Source organism: Dongia sp., assembly GCF_041910485.1.
Classification (GTDB): domain Bacteria; phylum Pseudomonadota; class Alphaproteobacteria; order Dongiales; family Dongiaceae; genus Dongia.
This window is the reverse complement of the sequence record NZ_JAYRQR010000044.1, coordinates 1-24,222: the sequence shown is the minus strand read 5'-3', so window position 1 is coordinate 24,222 and position 24,222 is coordinate 1. Positions and strand designations below refer to the sequence as shown.

Below are 24,222 nucleotides of genomic sequence, written 5' to 3'. Positions count from 1 at the left end.
CGGCGATCTCACGAAATGGCCGCATTCCTATTGGCCTTCACAACTTGTTAAGAAACTAGTCCGAATATTCCTCCCAATAAATAAAGTGTCCTGGGAGTGAAATTATGAAATTCGGCAAAACGGCGGGTGGTTCGCTCGCGGTCAAGATATTGCTGCCGATCCTGGTAGCATTGGTCGCTGGACTGGCAATTTCGACCTGGATCACCGTGTCGAACAGTTCGTCGACGGTCGGCGCACTCAGCAACGATCTGGGGCAGGAAGTTGCCACCAACGCTGCCGATAAAGTGGAAAACGTGATTTCCGGGGCCTTCGCCTCGGCCCGCGCCACGGCGGCCAATGTCGTTGGCCAGATCGCCACCAAGACGGCCGACCGGGCCAGTGTGCTCGCGTCGCTGCAAAAGACGCTCGACGACAATCCCAATCTACTGGCGACCTGGGTCGCCTTCGAACCCGATGCCTTTGACGGCAAGGATGCCGAGTTTGCCAATACCGAGGGCCATGATGCGACCGGCCGCTTCGTTCCCTATCTGGCGCGCGGCGCACCGCTCACGGCCCTCACCGATTACGAAAAGCCCGTCGCCGGCGACTATTATCTGCTGGCGCGCAATAGCGGCCAGGAACAGCTGCTGGAGCCCTATTCTTATGTCGTCGACGGCAAGGAAGTGCTGATGACCAGCGCGGCTGTGCCGATCGTCATGGACGGCAAGGTGATCGGCGTCGCCGGTATCGATCTCCTGCTCGAAGGCCTCAACGCGCTGCTCGGTGAAATGAAACCGTTCGAGACCGGCTCGGTCTCGCTCATTTCCAATGCTGGTGCCTGGGCCGCTTATAGCGATGCCAAGGCACTCGGCAAGCCGATCCAGGAAACGACGAAGAGCCTCGCCGACGCGCTCGGCGCCATCAAGGACGGAAAGACGTTCCAAGCCGAGGATTTCTCGGAGTCTCTGCAGACCAACGTGACGCGCATCTTCATGCCGGTGACGACGGGCCTCTCGCCGTCGCGCTGGTCGGTGATGGTCAACCTGCCACAGGACAAGATGCAGGCGCCGGTGAAGGCGCTCAGTAACCGCGTGCTGCTGGTCTCTGCGATCATCGTTTTGGTGCTCGGCATCATTATCGCCCTTTTGGTACGTGGCCTGGCGGTAAAGCCGATCGGTGCCCTGACCGGCGCGGTCGAAGGGCTTGCCGGCGGCAACACGGCGCTCAATGTGCCGCTTACCGACCGGCGCGATGAGCTTGGCGTGATGGCGCGAGCCATCGATTTCTTCAAGGAGAAGCTGATCGAGGTCGATCGCCTGCGCGCCGAGCAGAAGGAATCGGAGCAACGCGCGACGGCCGAACGCCGCCAGGCGATGCTCGACCTTGCCGACAGTTTCGAAGCCGCCATCAGGGGCGTCGTCCAGGGCGTCTCGTCGGCGGCCACCGAACTGCAATCGAACGCAACGTCGCTCTCCGGCACGGCCGAGGAAGCGACGCGCCAGTCGACGGCTGTCGCCGCGGCGACGACGCAGGCTTCGGCGAATGTCACCACGGTGGCGGCGGCGGCCGAGGAGCTTTCCTCCTCGATCACCGAGATCAGCCGCCAAGTGGCGGACAGTTCCACCGTCGCCCGGACTGCGGTCGATGAGGCGGCGAAGACCGGTGAAACGGTCGAGAGCTTGGCTTCAGCGGCCGAGCGCATCGGCGGCATCGTGCAACTCATCAACGATATCGCGAGCCAGACCAACCTCCTCGCCCTCAACGCCACCATCGAGGCGGCGCGGGCAGGGGAGGCCGGCAAGGGCTTCGCCGTGGTGGCGTCGGAGGTGAAGAACCTTGCCTCGCAGACCGCCAAGGCTACCGAGGATATCTCGGTGCAGATCGGCGGCATGCAGCAGGTGACCAGGACCGCCGCCGATGCCATGGGGCACATCCGTTCCACCATCGCCCGTATCAACGAGATCGCATCCGGCATCGCCGCCGCGGTCGAGGAGCAGTCGGCGGCGACCAAGGAGATTTCCAACAACGCCCAGCAGGCGGCGACCGGCGTTGACGAGGTGGCGCGCAATATCGGCGGCGTCAACCAGGCCGCCAACGAGGTTGGCGGTGCTGCTGGCGAAGTGCTGGGGGCGTCTTCGGAGCTCTCGCGCCAATCCGAGGCGCTGCGGCGCGAGGTCGATACCTTCATCGCCAAGATCCGCGCCGGCTGAGCCACGCAATTGACACTGGCATAACGTCCCGCTGCGAGGCACCCTTCGATCAGGGTGTCTCGCAGAAGGAGTTGGTACCGTGCGGCGAAGGTTCTGGGTCATCGCAACGGCATTGCTGGCGTTGGGCTGCAGCGCGGATCGGGCAACGGGGCCGGTCTCGCTCCGTCTTCTCGCCTTCAACGATTTCCACGGCAATATCCAGTCCGCCGATCCGAGCCCTGGGCGCATCCCCATCGTCAAGGACGGCAAGACCGAGTTGGTCGATGCCGGCGGTGCTGCTTATCTGGCCCCGCTCATCGCGCAAGAGCGCGCGGGGCATCCGAATACCCTGCTGGTAAGCGCCGGCGATCTGACCGGGGCGAGCCCCATGCTCTCTGGCCTGCTCAAGGACGAGCCGACGATCCGGGTCATGAACGGGATCGGCCTCGATCTCAATGTCGTCGGCAACCACGAGTTCGACAGCGGAAGCGAAGAGCTGGTACGCAAGAGCGGCTTGGCGCAATTCGCCTATCTCGCCGCCAATGTCGTCGACACGGCGAGCGGACAGCCGCTCTTTCCACCCTATGTCGTCAAGAAGGTCGGCGGAATTGATGTGGCCTTCATCGGTGTCGTCACCAAGGAAACACCCCATATCGTTGCAGCGCGAGGTGTGACGGGGCTTCGCTTCCTCGATGAAACTGAAACGCTCAACCGCTATGCGGCCGACCTTTCCCGGCAGGGAATTCACGCTATCGTGGCCGTCATCCATGAAGGGGCGACACCGGGTGCCGATACGCCGACGGATGGCAGCAACTGCAAGGATCTCGCCGGCGCCCTGGTCGATATCGTGCAGCGGTCGGACCCCGCGATAGACCTTTTCATTTCCGGGCACACGCACCAGAACTACGCCTGCAAGCTGGATGGCCGCATGGTGACACAGGCCGCCAATTACGGCCGGATGCTGAGCGTCATCGACCTGACGCTGGACCCAGCCAGCCGTGACGTCCTTGGGGTGGCTGCATCGAACCTGCCTGTGACCCGCGACCTTACGCCTGATGCAAAGGTCCTGGCCGAATTGAGCCAAGCCGACGCGGCGACAGCACCCATGCGTGCCAAGAAAGTGGCGACCTTGCCAATCGCCCTGTTGCGCAAGCCCGCCGACAGCGGGGAATCCGCCTTGGGCGATGTTATTGCCGACGCACAATTGGCGGCGGCGCGTGAACTCGGCGCCGAGCTGGCGATCACAAACCCCGGCGGCATCCGCCAGGACCTGCCAAGCGATCCGGCCAAGGGGTTGAGCGTCAGTCTGGGCGATCTCTTCGCCGTGCAGCCCTTCGGCAACAATCTGGTGGCGATGGATGTGACCGGGGCTGAGTTGAAGCTGTTGCTGGAACAGCAATGGCTGGGGCAGCCCGAGGATCGCAAGCCGCGTATCCTGCAAATCTCCAGCGGGTTCACCTATTGCTATGATTCAAGCCGGCCGGAGGGCGACCGCATTCTGGCTGCGAGCATGCAACTCAACGGCAAGCCCATCGTCCCGGCTACGTCTTACCGGATCGCCGTCAACAATTTCCTTGCCGGCGGCGGCGACCGGTTCGTGGTGTTGAAGGACGGGCGTCATCAGGTGCAGGGCGGCAGTGACCTCGATGCTCTGCGCGACTATCTGGTCGAGGCAGCGCCGGGTTTGAAGGGCGATGTCGCCGGCCGGATCTGCCGCAAGGGGTGAGTCGGCGCAAAAGAAAAGGGCGGGACCGAAATCCCGCCCTTTCCCCGTTCGGTCGGAGGTAATTCTATTTTGCCGCTGCAACGGCGCGCGCGGCGATGACACTGATGAGGTGCCCGCGATACTCGGCCGAGCCATGCAGATCGCTGTTGAGATGACCGGAGGGAACCGTGGCGCCCTTCGCGGCATCGGCCGAGAAGTTGCTGCCCAAGGCCGCTTCCACTTCCTTGGCCCGGAAGACGCCTTCCTGGCCCGCTCCAGTGACGGCAACGCGCACGCCGCCGGCCGTCTTGGCCACGAAGACACCGACCAAGGCAAAGCGTGAGGCTGGCTGGTCGAACTTCTCATAGCCGGCCTTTTCCGGCTTCGGGAAGTGCACCGCCGTGATGATCTCGCCATCCTCCAGGGCGGTCGTGAACATGCCTTGGAAGTAATCGTCGGCCTTGATCTCGCGCTTGTTGGTGCGGATCGTGGCGCCGAGACCCAGGACCGCCGCCGGATAGTCGGCCGCCGGATCGTTGTTGGCGAGCGATCCGCCGATGGTCCCGCGATGGCGCACCTGCCGGTCGCCGATATGGCCGGCGAGATGGGCCAAGGCCGGGATGGTTCCCTGCACGATCGCAGAGGCCGCAACCTCGGCGTGGGTCGTCATGGCGCCGATGGTGAGGCCGTTGCCTTCGGCCTTGATCCCTTTCAATTCGGCAATGGCGCCGAGATCGATGAGATCGCTGGGCTGGGCCAGTCGTTGGCGCAGGGTCGGCAGCAAGGTTTGGCCGCCGGCGATGATCTTGCCGTCGCCGGCGCTGCCCAGCGCCTTTGCCGCATCGGCAACGGAAGCGGGACGATGAAATGCGAAATTATGCATGGGTCTCCTCCCTTATTCCGCGGCCTTGGCCGACCGGATGGCCTGCCAAACCTTGTGCGGGGTCGCCGGCATCGAAATATCGGTAACGCCGACCGGTCGCAGCGCGTCGAGCACCGCATTGATGACGGCGGGTGGCGAGCCGATGGCACCCACTTCACCGACGCCTTTCGAGCCAAGCGGGTTGTGCGTGCACATCGTGTTGTGGGTGGCCACGTTGATGCTGGGCACATTGTCGGCGCGCGGCATGGCGTAATCCATGTACGAGCCGGTCAGCAGCTGTCCACTCTCCGCGTCATAGACGCAGTTTTCCAGCAGCGCCTGGCCGATGCCCTGGACGACACCGCCATGCACCTGGCCTTCGACGATCATCGGATTGATGACGCGACCGATATCGTCGACCGCCGTGAAGTGCACCACCTTGGTGGTGCCCGTGTCGGGGTCGATCTCGACCTCGCAAATGTGGGTGCCGCCGGGATAGGTGAAGTTCAGCGGGTCGTAGAAGGCGGTTTCTTCCAGGCCCGGCTCCAGTTCCGTGATCGGGTAATTGTGCGGGACATAGGCGGTGAGGGCGACCTGCCCGAAACTCACCTTCTTGTCCGTGCCCTTCACCGTGAACTCGCCGTTCTTGAAGTCGATATCCGCGACCGAAGCTTCCATCAGGTGAGCCGCGATGCGCTTTGCCTTGGCGATGATCTTGTCCATCGCCTTCACCAGAGCCGAACCGCCGACGGCAAGCGAACGGGAACCATAGGTGCCCATGCCGAAGGGGATCTTGTTGGTGTCGCCGTGGCTGACATCGACGCTTTCGAACGGAACGCCGAGCGTGTCGGAAACGAGCTGCGCGAATGTCGTCTCGTGACCCTGACCGTGGCTGTGGGTGCCGGTAAAGACCGTCACCGAGCCTGTCGGATGAACGCGAATCGAACCGCATTCATAGAGGCCGGCGCGAGCGCCGAGCGACCCGACGACGGCCGAGGGCGCGATGCCACAGGCCTCGATATAAGTCGAGATGCCGATGCCGCGCAGCTTGCCGCGCGACTTCGCTTCCGCCCGACGTGCCTCGAAGCCAGCCCAATCGCCCATCTTCAAGGCGAGGTCCAGCGTCGCGTCATAGTCGCCGCTGTCATATTGCAGCGCGACCGGGGTCTGGTAGGGGAAGGCATCCTTCGGGATGAAGTTCTTTCGCCGCAGGGCGACACGGTCGATGCCCGTCTCGCGTGCCGCCTTTTCGACCAGGCGCTCCAGCAGGTAGGTCGTTTCCGGGCGGCCCGCACCGCGATACGCGTCGACGGCGACGGTGTTGGTGAAGACGGCCTTCACCTCGGCATAGATCGCCGGGGTCGTATAGACACCGGCAAGCAGCGTCGCCGACAGATAGGTCGGAACACAGGGCGCGAAGGTCGAAAGATAGGCGCCCATATTGGCTGTCGTGCTGACGCGCAGCGCCAGGAACTTGCCGTCCTTGTCGAGCGCCAATTCGGCATGGCTCACATGGTCGCGGCCCTGCGCGTCGCTGATGAAGGCTTCCGACCGGTCGGAGGTCCATTTGATCGGCCGTCGCACCTTCTCTGAAGCCCAGGTGACAAGCGCTTCTTCCGAATAATGGAAGATCTTCGAGCCGAAGCCGCCGCCCACATCCGGCGCCACGACGCGCAGCTTGTGTTCGGGAATCTGCAGCACGAAAGCGCCCATCAGCAAACGGATGACATGCGGGTTCTGGCTGGTCGTATAGAGCGTGTATTCCCCCATCGCCCGGTCATAATCGCCGACCGCGGCGCGCGGCTCCATCGCGTTGGGTGCCAGCCGCTGGTTGATGAGGTCGAGCTTGGTGACATGGGCTGCCTTGGCAAAGGCCGCGTCGACAGCCGCTTTGTCGCCGATATGCCAATCGAAGCAAGTGTTGTTCTTGGCGTCCGGCCAGACCTGTGCGGCGCCCGGCTTGTCGGCATCGCCGGTCGAGATGATGGCCGGCAGCTCTTTGTAGGTGACGTTGATAGCCTCGGCCGCATCGCGGGCCTGCGCCAGCGTCTCAGCAACAACCATCGCCACCTGGTCGCCGACATGGCGCACGCGGTCCTTGCAGAGCGGGAAGTGCGGCGGCTCGATCATCGGGCTGCCGTCCTTGCTGTGGATCTGCCAGCCGCAGGGGACGCCACCCTTGTCATAATCCGCGCCGGTGAAGATGCCGAGGACGCCCGGCATGCCTTTGGCTGCCGCCGTATCGACCTTGACGATCTCGGCGTGGGCGTGGGGCGAGCGCAGAATATAGGCGTAGCTCTGACCCGGGCGGTTGATATCGTCGGTATAGGTGCCGCGGCCGGTTAGGAAACGGAAATCTTCCTTGCGCTTAACCGAAGCGCCGATGCCCGTGGGGGATCCAGAATCACCAGCCATGACTCACCTCCCTTTCCCGGATTGCATTGCGTCAGCGCCGGCTTTCACAGCCTTGACGATATTATGGTAGCCGGTACAGCGGCAGATGTTGCCGTCGAGCCCGGCGCGAATGTCAGCCTCGCTGAGGCCGCTCTTGTTCTGGACGAGATCGATGGCGCTCATCACCATGCCGGGCGTACAGAAGCCGCACTGAAGTCCGTGATGATCGCGGAACGCTTCCTGCATCGGATGCAATTGGTCGCCGGTCGCGAGGCCTTCGATGGTCGTCACCTGCGCACCGTCCAATTGGACCGCCAGCACGTTGCAGGATTTGACGGCCTTGCCGTTCACATGAACGGTGCAGGCGCCACATTGCGCCGTGTCGCAGCCGACATGCGTGCCAGTCAGTGCCAGCGTCTCGCGCAGGAAATGAACGAGCAAAGTGCGCGCTTCGACATCCGCCGAAACAGGCTTGCCGTTCACCGTCATCTTAACGGTGGGCATTCTATCCTCCCTGAGTTGCCGTGGCTTGATGCCACTGGCTGCCTTAGTTGTTCGACCGGGCCTGCCCCTGATGCAGGCGCCGACGTTCCTAATATGGATGCGAGAATTAAGCTTGGCCGATCAATTGAATGTCAAGGCGAGAATAGGATGCTGTAGCCGCGCGGCGCGCTGTCACCTGTTTGTCGCGAAGTGCCGCCGGAATTCTGCCCAAATTTTGTTCATTGCTGCGATGCGTCACGGTGCATGCAGATAAATACAAGGATGCAATTAGACGTTGGTCGTGTGGGGTGCGTTCAACGGCGCGCAAAGAAATAGAGTACGCCGCCGACAATGGCGACGAGTCCCGTGATCCAGACAGCTGGGTGCAGGCCCTTCTGTGCCGTGGCAGGCGGGGTGGCAACCGGCGCGGCTGCCGCCGCGGCGGCACTTTCCGATGCCATCACCGCTTCGACACCCGGCGCCTCGGCTTCCGGTTCGATGCCGATGGCGGCGTTCGGCTGCGCCGTGACCGCCGCGGCAAAGGCGCTGAAGAAATCATCCGCCATCTTCTTGGCCGTTCCCTCGATGAGACGGGAACCGATCTGTGCCAGCTTGCCGCCGATCTGAGCGCCGGCGGAGTATTTCAGGATCGTGCCGCCACTGCCGTCATCGGCGAGGGCTACCTTGGCGCTGCCCTTGGCGAAGCCGGCAGCACCGCCCTGGCCCTCGCCAGTGATGGTATAGCCGTTGGGTGGGTCGATGTCGGAAAGGGAAATGCGGCCACCGAACTTGGCCTTGACCGGGCCGACCTTGGCGACGACGGTCGCGGTGAAGCCGTCACCGTCGCGGACCAGTTCTTCGCACCCGGCGATGGCGCTTTTCAGAATCTCGGGATCATTGAGGGCGGACCAGACCGCAGCGCGAGGGGCCTTGATCGGATATTCGCCGGAAATTTCCATGTCGCTCTCTCCCTGACTGATTGGCTCGAATGTTGGCGGAGGAGGGGCACTTGTCAACGGCGGGAAAATTTTCGCCGGCTCGCTTGACGCTGCCAGATGGTCGTGGCCAATCTCCAGGGCAAGTCAAGGGCAGGCGAGGCGATCTTGTTGTTCAAGCAAATGTTGCGGGCGATCGCCCTGGCGGCGGCCGTGTTCTTTGTGTTGCCGGCCGCCGCACAGGATCAGGCGTCGCCCCAGGTGCCCGTGCTCATTCATGCCGGGGGCAGCACCTACAAATTCTTGGCGGAGATCGCAGATTCGGGGCCCGAGCGTGAGCAGGGTCTGATGTTTCGCGAACATCTCGACCCCAATCAGGGCATGCTGTTCCTCTATCCGGTCGCCAAACCCGTTGCCTTCTGGATGAAAAACACACCGCTTCCCCTCGACATGCTGTTCATTGCCGATGACGGCCGCATTCTTAATGTGGCGCCGATGGCGAAGCCCTTCGATACCAGCCCGATCAGTTCGAAAGGGGCGGCCATTGCGGTGCTCGAGATCCTGGGTGGATCGGCGGCGCAATTGGGTATTGAGGCTGGTGACAAGGTGGAATGGCCGGCCCAGCCGGCGCCGGCGACGCCTTGATCTGCGGGCCTTTCAGCGCTTGCGGGCGATGGTCAACCCGTCGGCGATCGGCAGCAGGCAATGGTCGACCCGCTCGTCCGCGGCAATGCGCAGGTTGAGATCGCGCAGGACGGTGGTTTCCTCGTCCTTAGCCTTCGGATCGGCGACGTCGCCGCCCCACAGCACATTGTCGATCAGAACGGCGCCACCCGGCCGCAGCAGGTTCAGGACCGCTTCGTAATATTTGGGATAGTTGGTCTTGTCGGCGTCGATGAAGGCTAGATCGAACGTGCCGGCACTGCTGCGGCTGAGGTCGGCCAGCGTTTCAAGCGCCGGTCCCAGGCGCAAATCGATCTTATCGGCGATTCCGGCCTTGGCCCAATAGCGGCGGGCGACATCGGTATATTCCTTGCTGATATCACAGCAGATGAGCTTGCCGTCCGCCGGCAAGGCGCGGGCGACCGACAGGCTTGAATAGCCGGTAAACGTGCCGATCTCGAGGGCGCAGCGCGCCCCGGTCAATTGGGCAAGGAGGGCCATGAATTGCCCCTGTTCAGGGGCAATTTGCATCATTGCGTTGGGTAGCTTGGCCGTTTCCGCGCGGAGCGCCGCCAGCAGCGGATCGTCCCGAAACCCGACATCCAGGATATAGTCATAGAGCCGGCGGGTGATCTGGAGCGGCTCTTTGCTCATGGCCGTGGGGCCCCCGCCTTCAGGCGCCGCGATTGGGCAGCCGGATATACTGAACGCCGGACTCAAGCGAGCTTTGCGCCACCGTCTTGCGCCGGGACTGGTCCTGGACGCAGAAAATATGGGCGTAAGGGGTCCCGTCGATGCCGTTGAATATGGAAGCCACTTCCCAGGTGATCAGGTTGGTGTCCGCCGATCGATAGCGGGCGCCGACCGTAACCCTTGTGTCTTTCTTGGAACTGAACAGGCCCATGTCTTGTACGCTCGTCTGGAAGCGATCCGATTTTGGCCGTCATCTTTGTGTCGAGGGGGGCGACAAAGCCCCGACTCATGCACCGACTATGGCCTTGATTCGGGACGGGAACGTAGCATCTGAACGAGGCGCGAACAAGCGCGCCCGGCCGGGTCCTGGGCGGAACCGGCCGGCGCCAATGGCGACGATGCGCCTATTCCGGCTCAGGCGTTGCGCAAATACCACGCGTAATCGAGTTCCGTGACGCGGGCATTGAAGCGGTCATACTCCGCCTGCTTGACCGAGCGGTAAACATGGTGGAAGCGGGTCCCGAAATAATCCTTCATCCGCTCCGACTGTGCGAACAGGTCGATGGCTGCTTGCCAGTTGGTGGGCAAGGTCAACCCCATTTCCTGCGCCTTGGCATAGCCATTGCCTTCGACCGCGGCACCCGGATCGAGCCGGTGCTTGAGGCCCCAGTGGATCGCAGCCAGCATGGCCGCGACGGCGAGGTAAGGGTTGGCATCGGCGCCGCAGATGCGGTGCTCGATATGGCGCGACTTGGCCGGCCCCGCCGGCACGCGGAAGCTCACCGTGCGGTTGTTGACACCCCAGGTGGGGGCGACCGGTGCATAGGAGTTGGCGCGGAAGCGACGGTAGGAGTTGGCGTTCGGGGCAAAGATCGCCATCGATTCATTGAGCAGCGCCTGCATGCCGCCGACGGCTTGCTTCAGGAGCGGGCTCCCTTCCGGATCGTCGCTGGCAAAGGCGTTGGAACCGTCGGGGTTTGCGAGGCTCACATGCAGGTGCATGCCTGAGCCGGCAATATCACTGTGCGGCTTGGCCATGAAAGTGGCCTCAAACCCGTGGCGGACGGCGACACCCTTGACCAGGCGCTTGTACTTGGCGGCCTCGTCGCATGCCTGGAGAGCATCCGCGCGGTGGCGCAGCCCCAGTTCCAGCTGTCCCGGTGCATATTCCGAGATTGCGGATTCCAGCGGCAGGCCGATCGCCTCGCCCTGGGCATAGACATCGCGGAAAAAGGGCTCGAAATCATCGAGTTCACGCAAGCCGTAGACCTGGATGTCCCAGGGCCGGTTGCCGGTGACGGCCGAGACCGGCGGCTGCTTGCCGCCACCCGGACGGCCCTCGCGGTCAACCAGGTAGAACTCCATTTCGCAGGCGACGACCGGCGTCAGGTTGAATTCCTTGAAGCGGTCGATCACCGATTGCAGGACATGGCGCGGGTCGACATCGCACGGGCTGCCGTCGATCTCGTAGACCGACAGCATCAGCTGTGCGAAATCCGGCCCCAGCCAGGGTGCCAGCGTCAGGCCGCCCGGCGCGGGCTTGCCCAGGCGATCGGCGTCGCCATCGGTCCAGACCAGGCCGGATTCCTCGACATCCTCGCCGGTGATATCCAGCGCCAGCATGGTGCCGGGCAGGAAGCGGGCATATTCGTAGATCGGCTTGATATCGTGGCGCAGAAGATTCTTGCCGCGCGGAACGCCCGATTGGTTGGTGAAGAAGATCTGGACGAACTTCACTTCCGGGTGCGCGGCGAGGAAGGCATCGCATTCGGCGACGTTGGCAATCTTGGTACTCATGGTAACCCCCAATTCATTAGACGGCGCCAATCAGGCAGCCAGTTCATCCAGGCATTGGCCGATGGTGGCGACAAGGCGCACAACCTGCGCCTCGGTCGTGACCGGGCTCACCAGCGTCATGTTGTGGAACGGTGCGATCAGCAGCCCGCGATTGAGCAAATAGAGATGGACGGCGAGTTCCACCGGCCCATGCATCGCCGCCTGCGCTTCGGTGCCGTTGCGCGGCCGCTGTGGCGCACAGACGAATTCGGCGCGGGCGCCGACATTCGAAACATGCCAGGGAATATTGCGCTTTTTGATCTCACCCTCGATGCCGCGCGCGAGCTTTTCAGAAAGCGGCAACATGTGATCATAAGCGGCCGGCGTCATGACGTGCTCAAGATTGGCGCGCATCGCCTTGAACTGCAGGGCATTGGCGGACAAGGTCGTGCCCATGCCGCTATAGCCGGGGCCGGCTTCCTTCTCAGCCGCGCGCATGCGCTCGGCGATCTCGGCCGTGCAGCCGAAGACGGCGGTGGGCAGGCCACCCGCGACCGGTTTCCCAAGCGTCAGGAAATCCGGCTTCAGCTTGTGCGTGCGGGTATAGCCGCCGAAGCCGGTCGAGATGGTGTGAGTCTCGTCGATGACCAGCAACGTGCCGGTCTTCCTGCACAGCGCCTGCAGCGCATCGAGGAAGCCCGGCTGCGGCAGCACCATGCCGATGTTGGTCAGCGCCGGCTCCGTGATGACGCAGGCGACGTCCTCATCCTTCAGCGCCGCTTCGAGTGCCGGCACGTCGTTGAACTCGACCACCTTGGTGTGGGTGGTGAGATCATAGACCTGACCGATGAGACCCGGGCGGTGGATCGCCTTGCCATCCTTGAGACGGACGAACGTATCGTCGACGGCTCCGTGATAGGCGCCGTGAAACACCAGCACCTTGGTGCGCTTGGTGATGGCGCGACACCAGCGGATGACGAAGCGGTTGGAATCCGTCGCGGTCGTCGTCACCTGCCAGAAAGGCAGGCCGAACATGTTCTCAAGCAGCTTGCCGACGGCAAGGATATCCTCGGTCGGCAGCATGTAAGTGAGGCCGTGGCTGGCTTGCGCGGCGATCGCTTTGGCGACCGGCTCCGGCGAATGGCCGAACATCGAGCCCGTGTCGCCGAGGCAGAAATCGTCGTAGGTGTGCCCGTCGGCGTCGGTGAGCGTCGCGCCCTTGGCATCGGCGACAAAGAGAGGGAAGGGAGTCGACCAATCCAGCATCCAGTGATGCGGGACACCTTTCAACCAGTTCGCCCGGGCATCTTGGCCGAGCTTCTGGGAAACGGGATTGGATTGGATGTAGCGGTCTTTCTCTCGCTTGGTCATTGCCTCGACCTGCGCCTTCGGCAGGCCGGCTTCCGATGATTCCATGATGCGCGCACTCAGCTCCTTTGTTGCGCCCCGCGGGGCAAAAGCGCGCCATTGATAGCGACTGCCCTGGGGGATGCGCAAGGGGCGCCCGGAACTCGGGCGTTAAGTGCTTGAGGCAAAAGACCTGCTGCAGTGCCGCAACAGCGGTTTAGAGCCAGCCGCGCTTGCGGAAATACCAGAAAGGCAGCACGGCGGAGAGCACCATCATCCCGATTGCCAGCAGATAGCCGTGCTGCCAGTGCAGCTCAGGCATGAATTCGAAGTTCATGCCGTAGATGCTGGCAATCAGCGTCGGCGGCAGGAAGGCGACGGCGGCAACGGTGAAGATCTTGATGATCGCGTTCTGCTCGATGTTGATGAGGCCGAGGGTCGCGTCGAGCAGGAAGTTGATCTTGCCGGCGAGAAAGGTCGCATGGTCCGCGATTGAGGCGATGTCGCGCGACAGCGTCTTGATGCGCTGCTTGGCGTCCTTCTTCATGTTGTTCTGTGCATTGAGGAAGAGTACGACGCGGCTCAATCCCAGCAGGCTTTCGCGCGCCTTGGTGGCGAGATCGCCGTTGCGGCCGATGCGGCGCAGCACGTCCTGCAGGCTGCCGCCTTTCTGTCCCGCCACACCCCGGCGCGGGCGGCGTTGTGATGTCGCTTGTGCCTGCTTGGCGAAAATATCGCGTGACACCTGTTCCATGTCAGCGGCGGCGAGTTCCAGCACGTCGGCGAGACGGTCGGCAATACCTTCAAGCAGACCCAGCAGGATCTGCTGCGGGCCCGAGGCGAGATGCGCATGGCGCAAGGCGCGCCGGGCGAAGACGGCGAAGGGCAACGGGTCGACGAAGCGGACCGTGATGAGCGAACTCGGCGTCAGGATGAAGGTGACGGCACCGCTTTCCGGATACTCGGTCGCCGCCTTGTGGAGGATCGGGGCCGTCATCACCAGGCTATCGCCTTCGTCATAAAGTCGGCTCGACGCCTCGATCTCGTGCATCTCCTCGCGCGTCGGAACTTCGATGCCGAAAGCCGCTTCGATGGCATGGATCTCGGCGCCGGTCGGCTCCAGGAGATCGACCCAGATGGCGTCGGGTGGCAGGGTTTCGGCGGCATGGTCGGCCGCGGCCTGCATGCGGCTCGGCAATACCTCGGCCGCTGGAACGTCGGCCACGACGGGGCGCGTGCCGAGGCCGCTGACGATGGTTTTCTTGAAGCTGCCGTCCTGGTGGAAATAGGCGGTGATCATGCCGGCCTCCTGGGTAACGGTTGTTGTCGTTCAACCCGGAGGCATCGGCAAAGGCAGGGGCTAGAGAAGGCCTGCTTTTACCGATGAAGCCGGGTCAATGGCGTTGCGGAAGCGCCTACTGGGAGGCTCCGCTGAGCTGGATTGTGCCCGGTTCATGTGACAATTCCTTGTGGAAGGGCGGGGCGCATCCGCCCGGCCGGTTGGGGCGTTCGTAGGACTCCCTTTGAAGCCTGTCAAATGAAAAGGCGTGCGGCTAGTATCGCCGGCAAAACAGGGCAGTTTGGGGAGGCCAGAATGGCGGGGCGGGTGGCGTTGGTGACGGGTGCGGGGAGTGCCGACGGGATCGGCTTTGCAACGGCGGTTGCCTTGGCGGCTGCCGGTCACAGGGTGGCCATCACCTCGACCACGAAGCGCATCCAGGATCGCCTGCGCGAACTGGGTGGCGAGGTTGCCGGTCACATGGCGCTGGCGGCGGATCTCACCGACGAAAAGGCAGTCGGCAAGCTGGTGGCCGAGGTCAATGGACGCCTCGGCAAGATCGATATCCTCGTCAACAATGCCGGCATGATCCAGACCGGCAAGAAGGAGCGTGCGCGGCTCTTTCAGGACATTCCGACCGAGGAATGGCTGCGCACCCTCGACATCAATCTCAATACCTGCTTCCTGGTCAGCCGCGCCATCGTTCCGCAGATGGTTCGGCGCAAATACGGGCGAATCGTCAACATTGCCTCGGTCACGGGGCCGATGGTCACGAACCCGCGCAGCGCCGGCTACTCGACGGCGAAGGCCGCGATGACCGGCCTCACGCGGGCCCTCGCGATCGAGGTCGCCGAGAAGAACGTGACGGTGAACGCCGTCTGCCCCGGCTGGATCGAGACCGGCTCATCCTCGAAGGCGGAAATCATCGCCGGCGCACATACCCCGGCGAAACGCCCCGGTCGGCCGGACGAGGTTGCCGCCGCCGCCGCGTTCCTCGCCAGCGAAGGCGCCTCCTACATCACCGGCCAGACGCTGGTGGTGGATGGCGGTAACATGCTCCAGGAATTCAAAGGCCCGCCCGGCAAGGGCCGCCTTTCTTAGGCCTCGACCAATTCGGTCCGCGCATTGCGTTCGAGATAGGTGTTGAGCGCGATATACGAACGGGTGCCCTGGACGCCCGGCACGTCATAGATGCGCTTCAACAGCAGCTCCAGCGCCTTGGTGCTTTCGCATCTAACCTTGATGATGAGGCAGGTGTCGCCAGCGACGGCATGAATTTCCTCGATGCGCGGATCGTCTTCGATCGCCATCAGTTCCGGCGATTTGCCCCAGCCCTCTGTGTTCACATGAACGAAGGCCAGCAAGGGCCGCCCGATCGCCTCGCCGTCGATGGCGATGGTGTTCCGCTTGATGATCCCTTGGGCTTTGAGCTTCTTCACCCGTTCGAACACGGTGGGGCCTGAGAGGCCGAGCTTCTCGCCGAGGTCGCGATAGGCGGTCTCCGCATCCTCGGCCAGGAGGGCTAACAGCTTTCGGTCGGTGGCGTCCATGAGCCGGTCTCCACGGAACAAGGTTAGGCAAAGTGGCGAACGTAATTCGGTATTTGCCATCATATTTCTAACCTGATACGAAATGCAAAGCCCATTTACCGCGAGCGTTAGGTCATGACTGACCATCCCCTCAACGAATCCACCTCTCTTACGATCCTCATGGCGGGGATCGCCGCCGTCGGCATCCAGGCGCTCATGCTCTCGCCCCTGCTGCCCGATATCGCGGCCGATCTGCAGGCAACGCCACGGGAAATCGGCTTTGCGACCGGTGCCTATGGTTTGGGCGTCGCGACCGCCGCTTTGTTGGCGGCCCCCAAGCTTGGCCAATGGCGCAAGGCGGCCGCCATCCGCATCGCTTTTGTGGTGATGGCACTAAGCCTTGGTCTCTGCGGTCTCGCCTGGGATTGGCGCGTGCTGGTGGTGGGGCAGGCGGTGACCGGTCTTTGTGCCGGAATCATCCTGCCGGCGACCTACGGTTTGGCGGCTGACCTTTCGGCGCCGGAGCGGCGTTCCCGCGCCATCGGCAAAGTGATCTTCGGTTGGTCGGTCGCGATGGTCGCCGGCATCCCGCTCGCCGCCTTCCTGTCGGATTTCATCGAATGGCGCAGCACTTTTGCGCTCATGACCGCGATCTGCTGCCTGATGGTGCTGGTGATCGGCCTCATTCCCCGCAGCAGCGCGATCCTTGCGTCGGAGCGCGTCCCCTACAGCCGCGTGCTGCAGGTACCCGGCATGATCCTCGGCTTTGTCGCCACCTTTGCCTACATGATTGGCTTCTATCAGACCTACACCTTCATCGGCGATCATGTCCGGCATCTACACGATAAGGGTGCGTGGCTGGGTGGCGCTGTCGCCTGTTCCTATGGCATTGGCTTTGGTGCTGCCATCCTCGGCAATGCCTGGCTCGATCGCATGGGCCCGGTCCGGCTCATGGCGCTCTCGCTGTTCTGGGTCGGCGCCAACTATCTCATCCTGCCGACAGCCACCCTGGCCATGTGGTCGACCTTGGCTTTCCCCTTCTTCTGGGGCCTAGCCAACCATTTCTGCATGAATGTGCTGGTGAGCTTCATCGGATCGGCACCGCCCGCCGCGCGCAGCACGGCGATGGGGCTCTTCTCCTTCATCACCTATGTAGCCGTCGGCTTGGGCGGCGCTGTCTTCGGCACCGTCTATGTCCAGTTCGGTTTTGCCGCCGTTTCCTACGCGGCGACGGCAATGTTGTGGATTGCCGCCGCTATCGTCGGCCTTTTGCTCAAGCGTCAAGTTGCCGTCGCGGCTTAAACCCCGTCGGCGATGACGAACTGGCAGCGTGTCGCCTTCAGGCGATAGGGCAAGATGCGCTGATATTCCGGCGAGTTATACCAGGCCTCCGCCGTTTGTCGGTCGGGGAATTCCAGCATGGCAATGCGCTGGAAGGGCATTTCGCCCTCCAGGGTCGTGAACTTGCCGCCCCGGACCAGGAATTTGCCACCAAAGGCCTCAATGGTCGGCATGACCTGTGACCTGTAGGTCTCGAACGTCGCCGGATCGTCAACATGTTCATAAACGATGCAATAGGCGGCCATATTACCTCCGTTGAATTGGGACCTTTCATATTCCTGACGGCGTGATCACGAAGCTGTGAACCGTGTCACACTTTCAACGCTCACGGCGAATTAGGTCTATCTCGTAGATTAATCGCCGGCAGTCTGCTGGTCAAAACGTGCGAGGAGAGATCGGCGCGTGACGGGGACTCATAAAGCTTACATCAATCGCATCGGCATGGCTGTGCCGGAGCATGACATTCACGACGGCTTCATTGCCCATGCCCGCAATATGCTTTCCGGCGACAGGGACATAAGCCTCTTCGACCGGGCTGCGCGGCGCAGCGGCATCGCACACCGTTATTCGCATCTGCCGGTCGCCACGCTCGGTTCTCCCGCCGTCGATGCCGCCGGCTTCTATCGGTATGACGCCTTTCCGTCGACCGCTCAGCGCATGCAGCAATATGCGCCGCAGGCATTGATGTTGGCCGAGAAAGCAATCGCCGAGCTTGCTTTGGGTGATGCGGTTTCCGGCATCACGCACCTCATTGTCGCGTCCTGCACCGGCTTCAGCGCACCTGGCATCGATCTGCAGCTGGTGGCGCGGCTGGGCCTTCCATCGCAGGTGGAGCGGCAATTGATCGGTTTCATGGGCTGCTCGGCGGCCATTCCGGCCCTGCGCGCGGCGCATCATATTGTTCGCTCCGATCCCCATGCGCGTGTCCTCGTCGTCAATGTCGAAATCTGCTCCCTGCATCTGCAGAAAACGGCTGATCTCGAAACGATGCTGTCTTTCCTTCTTTTCGGCGACGGATGCACGGCAGCGCTCGTGACAGCCGATGCACAGGGAATTGCGCTCGAAGATTTTCGCGTCGTCGTCATACCGGAGACCGAAAGCCTTATCACCTGGAAAATTGGCGACCAGGGATTTGAGATGTTCCTTTCCGGCGAAGTGCCCGGGCGGATCGCCCAGGCGTTGCGGCACGAAGCTGGGCGCAGCGATGCTGGCGGCATCCTCTATGGCGAAGGAACGCAGTCGATCGATCATTGGGCTGTCCATGCCGGTGGCCGGTCGGTCCTCGACGCGGTGGAAGCGGGCTTGTCGCTGCCATCCTCGGCGCTCGACCATTCACGCGCTGTCCTCAAGGCCTTTGGCAACATGTCTTCGGCCACGATCATGTTCGTATTGGGGCGGATGCTGAGGGCCGCGCGTCCAACGGAACGGGGTGGAGGCGAGCGTGGGCTGGCGATGGCCTTCGGACCGGGCATGGTCGCCGAAACCGCGCGCTTCAGCATGGCGGCGTGACTCCCATGCAATTTGTGACGCGCAATAATTTGTCTGAACTGATGGACACCGAACCCGTTGGTGCCGCGGACTTTGCCCACTGCCTCCGCGATCTTGCCTCGGTCAACCGCTTGACCCTGGCCGCACGCCCGACCCTCGCTTGGCTTGAGACGATTGCCCGCGATTGGCCGGCCAACCGGCCTCTCTCGGTGCTGGACGTCGGCTATGGCGAGGGCGACATGCTGCGCACCATCTGGCGCTGGGCCGACCGTCGCGGCCTCAAGGTGGCGCTTGAAGGGATCGATCTCAATCCCTTGAGTGAAAGTGCGGCCAAGGCGGCGACGCCGCCGCAGATGAAAATTCGTTTCGGAACCGGCGATGTCTTTACCCTGCCGAAAGACCGGCAGTTCGACGTCATCATCTCGTCGCTCGTCACGCACCATCTCAGCGACACCCAGATCGTCGATTTCATCCGCCTCATGGACCGGCAGGCGACGAGCGGGTGGTTCATCAACGACCTCCACCGCCATGCGCTTTCCTATCATGTGTTTCGTGTCTGGGCGGCCTTGGCCGGCTGGCATCGTTTTGTCCGGCATGATGGGCCGGTTTCCATTGCCCGCAGTTTCCGTCGCGAAGACTGGCAATCCTATTTGGCAGCGGCCGGAACAGATGCCGAAATCGCGTGGCACTTCCCATTCCGCTACGGTGTTGGCCGACGCAAGGGAATCTTTGCATGACGGAACGGGCCATCATTGTCGGCGGTGGCATCGCGGGTGCCACGATGGCCGCTTTGCTGGCACAGGCCGGCCATCCCGTTTTGTTGCTCGAGCGAGAGCGGAACGTGCGGCCAAAAGTGTGCGGCGAGTTTCTGAGCCACGCCGCCCAAGCCTATCTCGGCCGTCTTGGACTCGATCCATTGGCACTCGGTGGCAGTAAAATCGGAAGCCTGCGTATCGGCCGAGGGGCGGAAAACGTCGAGGCGACCTTGCCTTTCACCGGACTCAGTCTTTCAAGAGACGTGCTGGATGCGGCGATTCTTCAGCTTGCGATCGATACCGGGGCGGACGTTCAGCGGGGCCGGATCGTGCGCGACGTGACGCGCGGGCCGGCACCGGCGCTCATCATGGATGATGGGCACGTCTTGCAGGCTGACACGATCTTTCTCGCCAGCGGCAAGCACGACATTCGCGGTCTCGAGCGGCCCCAGCCGAGGGGAGCAGATCTTGTCGGGCTCAAGATGCATTTCAGATTGACCGATCGACAGGCAGAGATGCTCGACGGCCAGATCGTCCTCTTTCTCTTTGCCGGTGGTTATGCCGGCCTCACGAGCCTCCGGGACGGAGCAGCCAATCTATCCTTGCTGATCGCGCGCAATCACTTCGCGGCATTCGATCATGACTGGAATGCGTTGATGATCGGGCTGCGTCGGCAGAATGAACTTCTCGATCAGTATCTGTCCGACGCCGTACCTGTCTTCGCAAAGCCGGCGGCGATCTATCGCCAGCCCTTCGGCTTCCTGGCTGCCAGGCCCGACGATGGCATTTTCCGGCTGGGCGATCAGATGGCTTGTGTCCCGTCCTTCTCCGGAGACGGCATGTCCGTGGCGCTTCATTCCGCCTTTTGCGCCGCCGACATTTATCTGCGTGGCGGCGATGCCGTTGCCTATCATCGATCGATACGGCGCGATTTGCTGCCCCAGCTCATCTGGGGACGTGCCATCGGCTCGCTCATTCGAACTTCTCTCGGTCAGAGGCTCTTGTTGCGATCAATGCACGCCTTGCCGTCTCTGCTAAGGCTCTCCATGCAACACACGCGTCTCAATGCGCCATTGTCTCAGCGCGAGTCATTGGTGCGAATGAGTGGCACGTCGCTTCTGTCGTCGTGACCGCGACAGCTTCACGTCAGCATCATTAAGAAAAGCGCGCCGCTTCCATCACGAAGCAGTGATATCGCGAGATATCGTGCATCTCGGTTCTCTATACGCTGCATCGCACAGTGCGCGTCAGTCCCACGTCAGTGAGCGGGCTTAGGGTACTGCCCATCCGCCGGGTATTGCTGATTCCACATTTCATATGCCTGCGCAAAGAAACGACTCTGCTGACACGGGAAGGCGAGGAATGACTGTTTTGACCAAATGGCCAGAAGCAGTGCGCGACGCGCACCTGCACGAATGCTTACCGACCGACAGGAACATGACTGAAAGCTTGATCAAGGAAAGGTTCCGCCAATCTTTCGGCGCCGACCTACACACATTGATGCCGCGGCTGTTTACGCTGCGCGGTGGCGACGGCGATCTGCTGTGTGCCTTCGGCCTGTGTGAGGCGTCATCGTATCGTCTCTATATGGAACAATATCTCGACGAACCGGTCGAGGCGGCGATCTCGCGCCTCTCCGGTGAATCGGTTGAGCGGGCCAAGGTGATCGAAGTCGGCAATCTTGCGGCACTTCCCGGAAATGCCCGCACGATGATCGTCACCGTGACGCGCTTTCTATACGAGGCAGGCTTTCACTGGGTGGTCTTCACCGGTGTTGCCGGGTTGCGGGCCGCCTTTACACGCTTGGGGCTGAAGCCGCAGGTCATCGCCAAAGCCGATCCGGCGCGACTGGAGCCGGAAGATCTCGTCAAATGGGGCAATTACTTCGCCGCGATGCCCCAGGTGATGGCCGGTGACATTCGCTACGGTTACCAGAAGCTCTCGGCGGAAGATGGGGCCAACCTCATCTCTTGGCAATCCGCATAATGATTTTGAAAAATGCAGACGCTGCCCTGCGTCATTGGGCAACGGCGCGGGGCAATGACGTAGCGCTGCGGAGCGGCGCGACGACCATGACCTATGCGCGCCTTAACCACGTAGTCGACGACATCGCGGCCAGGCTCGAAGCTCTCGGCGTACAGCGTTGCGCGATTCTGCTCGACAATGGCCCCGGTTGGGTCGCTGCCGATCTGGCACTGCGCCGTATCGGCGGAGTTATCGTGCCGATACCGCTTTTCTTCTCGGCGGAACAGATGGCGCATGCGCTGGGCACGGCCGGCGCCGACGCCATCATCACCGATGATGTCGGCACAAGGCGGCTCGCAATAGGCCCCGGTATTCCGCTCGGCGCGGCCGAAGAAATCGCGGCGATCCGGCTTTGTCGGTTGGACCTTCCGACGGTCGCGTTGCCGGAAGGCACGCAGAAAATCACCTTCACATCCGGGACAACGGGACGACCGAAAGGCGTGTGTCTCTCTGCTGCCGGCATCGATCAGGTGGCGCGGGCGCTTTGTGCGGCGACTGAGGGGACCATGTCGGACCGGCATCTCAGCATCATGCCCTTTGCGGCCTTGCTCGAGAATATCGCAGGGATCGATATTCCGCTCTTGGCCGGTGCTGAGTTCTACCCGGTGCCGTTGGGCGAAATCGGCTTTTCGGGTTCCTCTGGCCTGCAACCGGCGCAGTTGATGGCGGCGATTGATCGCTACCGGCCGACCAGCATCGTCACGGTGCCCCAGATCCTCGCGGTGCTGATGACCCTGGCCGAGCGTGCCGGATGGCGCCCGGATTACTTGCGCCATGTCGCGGTGGGCGGTGCCGTCCTCGCCCAAGGCACCATCGCGAAGGCGCGCAGCCTTGGCCTCCCAGCCTATGAAGGCTATGGCCTGTCGGAATGCGCTTCGGTGGTGGCACTCAATACACGCGCGGCCGATTGCCCGGACAGTGTCGGCAAGCCCTTGCCGCATTGCCGGGTCGAACTGGCGCCCGATGCTGAAGTGCTGGTCTACGGTTCGGCGGCCCTCGGCTATCTGGGCGGTGACGAACCGCTGACGCTGTCGCCGGACGGTGCCATCGCCACGGGCGATCTTGGTCGGATCGATGCAGACGGTTTTCTGCATTTGGTCGGGCGCAAGAAGAACATGTTCATCACCGCCTTCGGCCGCAACGTGGCGCCCGATTGGGTGGAGAGCGAACTGATGGCTCAGCCGGCCATCGCGCAGGCCTTCGTTCACGGCGAGGCGCGGCCCTGGAATGCAGCGATCATCGTGCCGAGTCCGGCCTTGATGGCGCAGCAGGAAGTTGATTTCAGGCGCCTCATCGCCACGGCGATCGACGAGGTGAATGCAAAGCTCCCCGACTATGCCCGAGTGCGCAGTTGGATCCTCGCCGACCAACCCTTTCTCACCACCAACAATCTTCTCACCTGGAACGGCCGTCTGCGGCGCCGCGAAATCGAGGCGCTCTATCGTGATCGGCTGGATCGGCTCTATGAAAAGGACAAGCAGCATGTTTATGGATGATCTCGTCACCGGCACCACGGCCGAGCGCAACGCGCTCCTGGGGTTGCCGCTCATCCAGAAAGCCCTGCGCGGTGAGGTCAGCCGTGCCGCTTATATTGAATTCCTGACCCAGGCCTATCATCATGTGCGCCACACCGTGCCGCTGTTGATGACCTGCGGCGCCCGTATGCCGGATCGCCTGTCCTGGCTGCGGGATGCGATCGTCGAATATATCGACGAGGAAGCCGGGCACGATGAATGGATTCTGAACGACATCGACGCGGCGGGCGGCAACGCCAAGTCAGTCCGCGACGGGATGCCGTCTTCCGCCACGGAGCTGATGGTCGCCTATGCCTATGACGGCATCACGCGGCGCAACCCGGTCATCTTCTTCGGCATGGCGCATGTGCTGGAAGGAACCAGCGTGCAGTTGGCGAGCCAGGCGGCGGGCGTTCTCCGCTCGGCGCTCGATCTGCCGCAGAAAGCCTTCACTTATCTCACCTCGCACGGCTCGCTCGACATCGAGCACACCAAGACCTTCGCCAACCTGGTCAACCGGCTGGATGCGCCGCAGGACCGGCACGACATCCTCCATGCCGCGCGCATGTTCTACCGCCTCTACGCGGAAATCTTCCGCGGCGTTGACGAGGTGGCGGCATGACCGATCCGACCAACGTTCTGGTGACGGGGGCCACCGGCGGCATCGGCGAGGCGCTTTGTCGGCGCTTGGGCAGGGAAGGGTGCCGGCTGACCCTTGTCGCCCGCGATCCCGCGCGCCTCGCGGCGCTCGCCGACGATCTGCGCCGGCAAGGCACGGCCGTGGTCGAAATCGCCATGCCGCTCGGCCGCGACACGGATTACGATGCCCTCGTGCGCCACGTCATCGAGGCAACCGGTGCCGTCGACATCCTCGTCAACAATGCGGCGGTCAATTGGTTCGGCCATTTCGCCACGATGACCCATGCCGAGATCGATGCGTTGGTCGACACCAACATAGCGGCACCCATTCATATGAGCCGCGCGGTCATTCCCTATATGCGCCAGGCGGGGCAGGGGAGCATCGTCAATATCGGCTCGGTCTTCGGCAGCATCGCCTTCGCCGGCTTCCCGGTCTACAGCGCCAGCAAGTTCGCACTGCGCGGCTTTTCGCAAGGTCTGCGGCGCGAGCTCAAGGGCAGCAATATCGACATCGTCTATGTGGCGCCGCGCTACACGCGCACGGCCTTCAACAACGGCGCGGTCGATCTGATGGCGCAGGCGACCGGCATGAAGATGGATGCGCCGGAAGCGGTTGCTGCCCGCAT

At 62.7% G+C, this 24,222-nt stretch carries 23 protein-coding genes; 12 read left to right on the top strand and 11 right to left on the bottom strand.

All coding sequences use genetic code 11. The annotated features are described in order from the left end of the window. The first annotated feature begins 104 nt into the window (after positions 1-104). Together ACE3PP_RS13845 and ACE3PP_RS13840 are read left to right on the top strand one after the other, a co-directional pair. Entirely contained in the window at positions 105-2,189 is a 2,085-nt protein-coding gene (locus tag ACE3PP_RS13845) for a methyl-accepting chemotaxis protein (RefSeq protein ID WP_374383260.1), read from the top strand. 79 nt (positions 2,190-2,268) lie between these two features. After that, a complete protein-coding gene (locus ACE3PP_RS13840) occupies positions 2,269-3,894 on the top strand; it encodes a bifunctional UDP-sugar hydrolase/5'-nucleotidase (protein ID WP_374383258.1) in 1,626 nt (541 codons plus the stop codon). Positions 3,895-3,958: 64 nt separating this feature from the next. Here ACE3PP_RS13840 and ACE3PP_RS13835 read toward each other — a convergent pair whose 3' ends face one another. The 4 genes from ACE3PP_RS13835 to ACE3PP_RS13820 all read right to left on the bottom strand — a co-directional run bounded on the left by ACE3PP_RS13835 (position 3,959) and on the right by ACE3PP_RS13820 (position 8,571). Continuing rightward, positions 3,959-4,756, bottom strand: coding sequence for a xanthine dehydrogenase family protein subunit M (locus tag ACE3PP_RS13835; protein ID WP_374383256.1), 798 nt, complete (start codon positions 4,754-4,756; stop codon positions 3,959-3,961). Positions 4,757-4,768: 12 nt separating this feature from the next. Further along, on the bottom strand, positions 4,769-7,150 hold the full coding sequence (locus ACE3PP_RS13830) for a xanthine dehydrogenase family protein molybdopterin-binding subunit (protein ID WP_374383255.1): 2,382 nt from the start codon (positions 7,148-7,150) through the stop codon (positions 4,769-4,771). 3 nt (positions 7,151-7,153) lie between these two features. After that, entirely contained in the window at positions 7,154-7,633 is a 480-nt protein-coding gene (locus tag ACE3PP_RS13825) for a (2Fe-2S)-binding protein (RefSeq protein ID WP_374383253.1), read from the bottom strand. 293 nt (positions 7,634-7,926) lie between these two features. Continuing rightward, the gene (locus ACE3PP_RS13820) at positions 7,927-8,571 is read right to left on the bottom strand and encodes a carbon monoxide dehydrogenase subunit G (RefSeq protein WP_374383251.1); all 645 of its coding nucleotides are present in this window, start codon (positions 8,569-8,571) and stop codon (positions 7,927-7,929) included. A gap of 144 nt (positions 8,572-8,715) precedes the next feature. Here ACE3PP_RS13820 and ACE3PP_RS13815 point away from each other — a divergent pair, with 144 nt between their 5' ends. Next, positions 8,716-9,192 (top strand): DUF192 domain-containing protein, encoded by a 477-nt coding sequence (locus tag ACE3PP_RS13815; RefSeq protein ID WP_374383249.1) that lies wholly within the window; start codon positions 8,716-8,718, stop codon positions 9,190-9,192. 12 nt (positions 9,193-9,204) lie between these two features. Here the strand turns inward: ACE3PP_RS13815 and ACE3PP_RS13810 are convergent, their stop codons facing one another. The 5 genes from ACE3PP_RS13810 to ACE3PP_RS13790 all read right to left on the bottom strand — a co-directional run bounded on the left by ACE3PP_RS13810 (position 9,205) and on the right by ACE3PP_RS13790 (position 14,326). Then, on the bottom strand, positions 9,205-9,864 hold the full coding sequence (locus ACE3PP_RS13810) for an O-methyltransferase (RefSeq protein WP_374383247.1): 660 nt from the start codon (positions 9,862-9,864) through the stop codon (positions 9,205-9,207). A 19-nt stretch (positions 9,865-9,883) separates the two neighbouring features. After that, positions 9,884-10,114, bottom strand: a complete 231-nt coding sequence (locus ACE3PP_RS13805) for a hypothetical protein (protein ID WP_374383245.1) — start codon at positions 10,112-10,114, stop codon at positions 9,884-9,886. Positions 10,115-10,317: 203 nt separating this feature from the next. Beyond that, positions 10,318-11,700, bottom strand: a complete 1,383-nt coding sequence (locus ACE3PP_RS13800; RefSeq protein ID WP_374383243.1) for a glutamine synthetase family protein — start codon at positions 11,698-11,700, stop codon at positions 10,318-10,320. A gap of 30 nt (positions 11,701-11,730) precedes the next feature. Further along, positions 11,731-13,095 (bottom strand): aspartate aminotransferase family protein, encoded by a 1,365-nt coding sequence (locus ACE3PP_RS13795; RefSeq protein ID WP_374383241.1) that lies wholly within the window; start codon positions 13,093-13,095, stop codon positions 11,731-11,733. 148 nt (positions 13,096-13,243) lie between these two features. After that, positions 13,244-14,326, bottom strand: a complete 1,083-nt coding sequence (locus tag ACE3PP_RS13790) for a magnesium transporter CorA family protein (protein ID WP_374383239.1) — start codon at positions 14,324-14,326, stop codon at positions 13,244-13,246. A gap of 294 nt (positions 14,327-14,620) precedes the next feature. Here ACE3PP_RS13790 and ACE3PP_RS13785 point away from each other — a divergent pair, with 294 nt between their 5' ends. Further along, positions 14,621-15,406 (top strand): SDR family NAD(P)-dependent oxidoreductase, encoded by a 786-nt coding sequence (locus tag ACE3PP_RS13785; RefSeq protein ID WP_374383237.1) that lies wholly within the window; start codon positions 14,621-14,623, stop codon positions 15,404-15,406. Here the strand turns inward: ACE3PP_RS13785 and ACE3PP_RS13780 are convergent. After that, positions 15,403-15,855, bottom strand: a complete 453-nt coding sequence (locus ACE3PP_RS13780; protein ID WP_374383235.1) for an Lrp/AsnC family transcriptional regulator — start codon at positions 15,853-15,855, stop codon at positions 15,403-15,405. The genes ACE3PP_RS13785 and ACE3PP_RS13780 overlap by 4 nt on opposite strands. A gap of 114 nt (positions 15,856-15,969) precedes the next feature. Between ACE3PP_RS13780 and ACE3PP_RS13775 the strand changes: the two genes are divergently transcribed. Continuing rightward, positions 15,970-17,136 (top strand): MFS transporter, encoded by a 1,167-nt coding sequence (locus tag ACE3PP_RS13775; protein ID WP_374383233.1) that lies wholly within the window; start codon positions 15,970-15,972, stop codon positions 17,134-17,136. Here the strand turns inward: ACE3PP_RS13775 and ACE3PP_RS13770 are convergent. Continuing rightward, on the bottom strand, positions 17,133-17,420 hold the full coding sequence (locus ACE3PP_RS13770; protein WP_374383231.1) for a DUF1330 domain-containing protein: 288 nt from the start codon (positions 17,418-17,420) through the stop codon (positions 17,133-17,135). The two genes, ACE3PP_RS13775 and ACE3PP_RS13770, sit on opposite strands and share 4 nt — an antisense overlap. Positions 17,421-17,577: 157 nt before the next feature. Here ACE3PP_RS13770 and ACE3PP_RS13765 point away from each other — a divergent pair, with 157 nt between their 5' ends. The 7 genes from ACE3PP_RS13765 to ACE3PP_RS13735 all read left to right on the top strand — a co-directional run. Then, positions 17,578-18,684, top strand: coding sequence for a type III polyketide synthase (locus ACE3PP_RS13765; RefSeq protein ID WP_374383229.1), 1,107 nt, complete (start codon positions 17,578-17,580; stop codon positions 18,682-18,684). A gap of 41 nt (positions 18,685-18,725) precedes the next feature. Next, complete coding sequence (locus ACE3PP_RS13760; RefSeq protein WP_374383227.1) at positions 18,726-19,400, top strand: methyltransferase domain-containing protein; 675 nt, start codon at positions 18,726-18,728, stop codon at positions 19,398-19,400. Next, positions 19,397-20,548, top strand: coding sequence for an NAD(P)/FAD-dependent oxidoreductase (locus ACE3PP_RS13755; RefSeq protein WP_374383225.1), 1,152 nt, complete (start codon positions 19,397-19,399; stop codon positions 20,546-20,548). The genes ACE3PP_RS13760 and ACE3PP_RS13755 overlap by 4 nt, the downstream gene beginning before the upstream one ends. Before the next feature lie 232 nt (positions 20,549-20,780). Beyond that, positions 20,781-21,404 (top strand): thermostable hemolysin, encoded by a 624-nt coding sequence (locus tag ACE3PP_RS13750; RefSeq protein WP_374383223.1) that lies wholly within the window; start codon positions 20,781-20,783, stop codon positions 21,402-21,404. Then, positions 21,404-22,939, top strand: a complete 1,536-nt coding sequence (locus tag ACE3PP_RS13745) for an AMP-binding protein (RefSeq protein ID WP_374383221.1) — start codon at positions 21,404-21,406, stop codon at positions 22,937-22,939. Before ACE3PP_RS13750 ends, ACE3PP_RS13745 begins: the two co-directional genes overlap by 1 nt. Then, a complete protein-coding gene (locus tag ACE3PP_RS13740; protein WP_374383219.1) occupies positions 22,926-23,579 on the top strand; it encodes a TenA family transcriptional regulator in 654 nt (217 codons plus the stop codon). Before ACE3PP_RS13745 ends, ACE3PP_RS13740 begins: the two co-directional genes overlap by 14 nt. After that, positions 23,576-24,222: SDR family NAD(P)-dependent oxidoreductase (locus tag ACE3PP_RS13735; RefSeq protein WP_374383217.1), on the top strand; the 647-nt coding region annotated here is incomplete at its 3' end. The genes ACE3PP_RS13740 and ACE3PP_RS13735, both read left to right, overlap by 4 nt.

Bases quoted from the DNA above. Each gene is read 5' to 3' on its own strand.
- ACE3PP_RS13845 (WP_374383260.1), top strand. From the start codon at position 105: ATGAAATTCGGCAAAACGGCGGGTGGTTCGCTCGCGGTCAAGATATTG.
- ACE3PP_RS13835 (WP_374383256.1), bottom strand. From the start codon at position 4,756: ATGCATAATTTCGCATTTCATCGTCCCGCTTCCGTTGCCGATGCGGCA.
- ACE3PP_RS13830 (WP_374383255.1), bottom strand. From the start codon at position 7,150: ATGGCTGGTGATTCTGGATCCCCCACGGGCATCGGCGCTTCGGTTAAG.
- ACE3PP_RS13825 (WP_374383253.1), bottom strand. From the start codon at position 7,633: ATGCCCACCGTTAAGATGACGGTGAACGGCAAGCCTGTTTCGGCGGAT.
- ACE3PP_RS13820 (WP_374383251.1), bottom strand. From the start codon at position 8,571: ATGGAAATTTCCGGCGAATATCCGATCAAGGCCCCTCGCGCTGCGGTC.
- ACE3PP_RS13810 (WP_374383247.1), bottom strand. From the start codon at position 9,864: ATGAGCAAAGAGCCGCTCCAGATCACCCGCCGGCTCTATGACTATATC.
- ACE3PP_RS13805 (WP_374383245.1), bottom strand. From the start codon at position 10,114: ATGGGCCTGTTCAGTTCCAAGAAAGACACAAGGGTTACGGTCGGCGCC.
- ACE3PP_RS13800 (WP_374383243.1), bottom strand. From the start codon at position 11,700: ATGAGTACCAAGATTGCCAACGTCGCCGAATGCGATGCCTTCCTCGCC.
- ACE3PP_RS13795 (WP_374383241.1), bottom strand. From the start codon at position 13,095: ATGGAATCATCGGAAGCCGGCCTGCCGAAGGCGCAGGTCGAGGCAATG.
- ACE3PP_RS13790 (WP_374383239.1), bottom strand. From the start codon at position 14,326: ATGATCACCGCCTATTTCCACCAGGACGGCAGCTTCAAGAAAACCATC.
- ACE3PP_RS13785 (WP_374383237.1), top strand. From the start codon at position 14,621: ATGGCGGGGCGGGTGGCGTTGGTGACGGGTGCGGGGAGTGCCGACGGG.
- ACE3PP_RS13780 (WP_374383235.1), bottom strand. From the start codon at position 15,855: ATGGACGCCACCGACCGAAAGCTGTTAGCCCTCCTGGCCGAGGATGCG.
- ACE3PP_RS13775 (WP_374383233.1), top strand. From the start codon at position 15,970: ATGACTGACCATCCCCTCAACGAATCCACCTCTCTTACGATCCTCATG.
- ACE3PP_RS13770 (WP_374383231.1), bottom strand. From the start codon at position 17,420: ATGGCCGCCTATTGCATCGTTTATGAACATGTTGACGATCCGGCGACG.
- ACE3PP_RS13760 (WP_374383227.1), top strand. From the start codon at position 18,726: ATGGACACCGAACCCGTTGGTGCCGCGGACTTTGCCCACTGCCTCCGC.
- ACE3PP_RS13755 (WP_374383225.1), top strand. From the start codon at position 19,397: ATGACGGAACGGGCCATCATTGTCGGCGGTGGCATCGCGGGTGCCACG.
- ACE3PP_RS13750 (WP_374383223.1), top strand. From the start codon at position 20,781: ATGACTGTTTTGACCAAATGGCCAGAAGCAGTGCGCGACGCGCACCTG.
- ACE3PP_RS13745 (WP_374383221.1), top strand. From the start codon at position 21,404: ATGATTTTGAAAAATGCAGACGCTGCCCTGCGTCATTGGGCAACGGCG.
- ACE3PP_RS13740 (WP_374383219.1), top strand. From the start codon at position 22,926: ATGTTTATGGATGATCTCGTCACCGGCACCACGGCCGAGCGCAACGCG.